The sequence below is a fragment of the Kitasatospora cystarginea genome, assembly GCF_039533515.1.
Taxonomy (GTDB): domain Bacteria; phylum Actinomycetota; class Actinomycetes; order Streptomycetales; family Streptomycetaceae; genus Kitasatospora; species Kitasatospora cystarginea.
Genome location: NZ_BAAATR010000113.1, coordinates 1 through 4,561 on the forward strand (window position 1 = coordinate 1; position 4,561 = coordinate 4,561).

The 4,561-nt window shown below is 70.5% G+C and carries 1 protein-coding gene; it reads left to right on the forward strand.

The genetic code is table 11. The features are described from left to right. Positions 1-4,561, forward strand: a 4,561-nt coding sequence (locus tag ABD369_RS40050; protein ID WP_344641571.1) for an SDR family NAD(P)-dependent oxidoreductase, incomplete at both ends; no start/stop codon positions are given.

The window sequence follows — 4,561 nt, forward strand, 5'->3', positions numbered from 1 at the left end:
GCGGAACCAACTGCCACATCGTCCTGGAACAACCCCCCACCCCCACGGCACCGGACCACCGGAGCACCGGCGACGAGGCTCCGCGCCACCACGTGGTCCTGACCTCCACCAAGACCGCCCGCTCCCTCCACAGCGCCCAGACCCGCTGGCAGCAGTTCCTCCGCGACACCGACCCCACCACCCTCCCGGACATTGCCTTCACCTCCCAGACCGGGCGCACCGCATTCGAACACCGCGCAGCCACCGTCGGAGGCGATGTCACCGAATTCACCGACGGCACCGGCTGGATCACCGGCCGCGCCCGCCCCGCCGCCACCGTCGCCTTCGTCTACGGCGGCGGCGGCACCCAATGGCCCGGCATGGGCCGCCGCCTCTACACCCACGACAACGTCTTCCACGACGTCATGCACCACTGCGCACAACTGGCCCAGGACCACATCGGCCTGGACCTGTGCGACCTGCTCTATGGACCGGACTCCGACTCACCCAGGGCCGCCGCCCTGCTCGAACAGACCCGGATCCAGCAACCCGCCCTCTTCGCCGTCCAGACCGCCATGACCGAGCAATGGCGCGCCTGGGGCGTCCAGCCCACCGCCATGGTGGGCCACTCCCTCGGCGAGATCGTCGCCGCCACCACCGCCAGCGTCTGGTCCCTGCCGGACGCCATGCGACTGGTGTGCTGGCGCGGCGAACTCATGCAGCAACAGGAACCCGGCGCCATGCTTGCCGTGGACATGTCCGAGGCCGAGGCCACTCGCCTCCTCGCCGAACTCGGCGACCCGTCGGCTGCCCCGAGGTGCGTGGTCGCGGCGGTCAACGGCCCGCGGCGCACCATCGTGACCGGGTACCCGGGCGCCATCGACGCGGTCGTCGCGGCGCTGGCAGAGCGCGAGGTCCGCTGCCGCCGGCTGACGATCTCGCACGCGGGGCACTCGCCCATGATGGACCCGATGCTCGGCGAGTTCGAGCGTCGGCTGAGCACCCTGGAGTTCCGGGCCCCGCAGCTCCCCATCGTCTCCACGGTGACCGGCGACTGGCTCTCCCCCGAACAGGCGACCGACCCCGCCTACTGGGCAGGCCAAGTCCGCTCCACCGTACGATTCTCCGACGCAATCCAACGACTGCTCCTCGACCGCCCCGAAGCACTCCTGCTCGAAGTCGGCCCGGGCGCCACTGCCCAACTGCTGGTCAACGAGCTCGAAGCCGGCACCGACCGGATCGCGGTCTCCTCGATGGGCAACGGCCGCACCCACACCGACGACTCCCGCACCACCCGCGAAGCACTCGCCCACCTCTGGGTCAACGGCATCACCATCGACTGGGCCGCACTCCACCAGGGACACACCCCCCGACGGACCCCGGTACCCACCTACGCCTTCGACACCAAGCGCTACTGGATCGAGCGGGAGGTCGTGGACGCCTCCGTCACGGCCACCCGTTTCTACGCATCCGCCTTCCAGCCGGCCGCGCTGCCCGCGCGTCGCGAGGAGCCCACCGCCGAGAGGTGGCTGGTGTTCACCGACGGCGGGAGGATCGCCGGTGCCTGGGCTCCCGGTCTGGCCGACCTGGGCGAGCTCGTGACCACCGTCGAGGTCGGCGAGACCTTCACCGAGACGGGCAGCGCGTCGTTCGCGATCTCTCCCGACGCTCCCGAGGACTTCGAACGGCTGGTCCAGGCCGTCGAGAAGCACACCCCGTCCGCCACCTGGAACGTGCTGTACCTCTGGACCACCGACACCGGCGATGACCTGGAGCGGGCGAAGACGTTCGGGCTGAACGCACCGATCCACCTCGCCCGTGCGCTGGGGCTGCACCGCCCCACCACCCCCACCCGACTGGCGCTCGTCGTCGAAGGGCTCGCCCGGACCTCCGAGGCCCTGATCGCGTCTCCGGTCGGCGGGATCGCGCTGGGAGCGGCCAAGACGCTCCCCCTGGAGTACCCCGCGCTGGCTGCCGGAGTCTTCGACGTAACCGCACACGCCGAGGACTTCGCCTCCCTCGCCGCCGAGTTCGACGCGGGTCTGCCGGACTCCTTCGTCGCCTACCGCCGCAACGACCGACTCGTCGAGGGGATCGTCCGCGTCGCCCCGGAGGCCGGGGCCGCTCCGAGCCGGCCCCTCCGGGAGCACGGTGTCTACCTGATCACCGGTGGACTGGGCGGGATCGGCGCACTGATCGCGACCTGGCTGGCCGAGAACTTCAAGGCCCGGTTGGTGCTGACCGGGCGGACCGTGCTCCCCGCCCGTGAGCACTGGACGGCGATCGAGGCGGACCCTGCCGGCGACCCGGCCGTCCGACGGGCCATCGCCACCGTGCGCTCTCTCGAAGCCTCGGGAGCGGAGGTCCACCTGGAGTCCTTCGACGTCTCCGACCGCCCGGCGCTGCGCGTCGCGGTGGAGCGGGCCGAAGAGCGTTTCGGCCCCATCCAGGGTGTGGTCCACGCCGCCGGTCTCGTGGGTGGCAAGCTCGCGCAGTTCCTGCGGTCCGACGACATGCGCGAGGTGTTGGCGCCGAAGGTCGACGGGACACTGGCCCTGGCCGACGTGTTCCGCCACCATGACCTGGATCTCTTCGCCGTCTTCTCGTCCACCGCGGCACTGCTGGGCAGCGTCGGCCAAGCCGACTACTGCGCGGCGAACGCGTTCCTCGACGCGTGGGCCGAATCGGCCGAGGCGCCTGAGAACGCGATCGCCATCAGCTGGGACGCGTGGCGCGATCTCGGGATGACCTCACGCGAACGCCTCCCGGCCATGATGATCGAGCTGGAGCAGCAGAACAGGCGGGTGAAGCTCACCGCAGCTGCCGGACTGGGGGCGTTCGAGCGCGCGATCCACGACGTACGACGCCGGCTGATCGTGTCGGACAACGGTCTGCCCGACCGGTTCGCGCGCCGGGCCGGTGGCCATGACCAGGCGTCCTCCGAGGACCGATCCGCGCTACCTGCCCAGAGGTCGCGAGCCGAGACGGAAGAGATTCTGCTGACCGTCTGGCAGGACCTCCTCGGGCGGTCGGGCATCGAGCGTGAGGCGAACTTCTTCGAGCTCGGTGCCGACTCCCTCCTGATGATCGCGGCCAGTCGGCAGATCAAGCAGCGTCTGGGTGTGGCGTTGACGGTGACCGATCTCTTCAAGTACTCGACCATCGCGGCGTTGGCCGAGCATCTGGCACCGTCCTCGGCCGAGTCCGTCGCGGTCGCCGCGACTGGACCCGGCACCACTGCGGCCGGCACCACGGACGACACAGCGATAGCCGTCATCGGAATGGCGGCCCGGCTGCCCGGCGCGGACAGTGTGGAGGCGTTCTGGGCGAATCTCGTCGACGGTGTCGAGTCGATCACTCCCACCTCGGTGCCGCCCGGCCAGGCCGCGTTCGGGAACCGGAAGTACGTCGCCGCGGCCGGTGCTCCGGACGGGGTCGACCTCTTCGATGCCGCCTTCTTCAGGTTGACGCCCCGTGAGGCCCAGCTGATGGACCCCCAGCAGCGGATGCTGCTGATGTGCTCGCACGAGGCGCTGGAGGACGCGGGCTACGACGCGCTCCGTCATGACGGTCGCATCGCCGTCTACGTCGGTACCGGCACGAGCAACTACCTCCTCAACAACCTGCTCCCCCACCAGGGTTCGCCCAAGTTCGATCTGGCCTTCGCCGGCATGGGCAACGACAAGGACTTCGCCGCGTCCCAGATCTCCTACCGGCTGAACCTGCACGGGCCGAGCGTCAGCGTGAGCACGGCCTGCTCGACCGCGCTGGTCGCGGTCGCGCACGCCTGCCGAAGCCTCCTCTCCGGCGAGGCCGACCTCGCGCTCTCCGGCGGTGCCCATGTCCGCACCCCCGAGCGCAGCGGCTACTGGCACCAGCCCGGCGGGATGACCTCCCCGGACGGGCACTGCCGGGCCTTCGACGCCGACGCCGCCGGCACGGTGTTCACCAGTGGGGTCGGCATCGTGGTGCTGAAGCGGCTGTCGGACGCCCTGCGGGACGGCGACCCGATCCGCGCCGTGATCCGTGGCTCTGCCGTGAACAACGACGGATCGGACAAGGTCGGCTTCACCGCCCCCAGCGTCAGCGGCCAGGCCGCCGTGATTCGCGAAGCCCAGCAGGCGGCCGGGGTCGACGCCGGCTCGATCGGCTACGTCGAAGCGCACGGGACGGCGACCTCACTGGGCGACCCGATCGAGGTCGCCGCACTGACCGAAGCCTTCCGGGAGTCGACCTCCGAGACGGGCTTCTGCGCCCTGGGTTCGGTGAAGACCAATGTCGGGCATCTGGACAGCGCGGCCGGTATCGCGGGTTTCATCAAGGCCGTCCTGTGCGTGGAACGTGGCGTGATCCCCGCCAGCCTGCACTTCCGCTCCCCCAACCCCCGCATCGACTTCGAGCACAGCCCGTTCTACGTCAACACCCACCTGCGCGAATGGTCCGGCCCCACCCCCCGCCGCGCCGGCGTCAGCTCCTTCGGACTCGGCGGAACCAACTGCCACATCGTCCTGGAACAACCCCCCACCCCCACGGCACCGGACCACCGGAGCACCGGCGACGAGGCTCCGCGCCACCACGTGGT